Source organism: Mesorhizobium sp. Arg314 (assembly GCF_053714275.1).
In genome coordinates this window covers 1-206 of the sequence record NZ_JBSKBP010000402.1, presented here as the reverse complement: position 1 = coordinate 206, position 206 = coordinate 1, and the positions used below count along the sequence as shown (strand labels likewise).

The 206-nt window shown below is 66.0% G+C and carries 1 pseudogene; it reads left to right on the top strand.

Annotated features, from left to right (window positions below):
- A pseudogene (locus ACWGS9_RS36030) lies at positions 1-206 on the top strand (electron transfer flavoprotein subunit alpha/FixB family protein); the annotation flags it as partial.

Here is a 206-nt window from a genome sequence, read left to right as displayed (position 1 = left end):
TTCCAGGCCGCGCCGGAAGGCGGCTCGGCCTCGGTCGAAACGGCCAACGCCGCCGCCGACCCGGGCCTCTCCTCCTTCGTCGAGAACAAGCTTTCCGAGAACGACCGTCCGGAGCTGACCTCGGCCAAGATCATCATCTCCGGTGGTCGTGCGCTTGGCTCCTCGGAGAAGTTCCAGGAAGTCATCCTGCCGGTCGCCGACAAGCT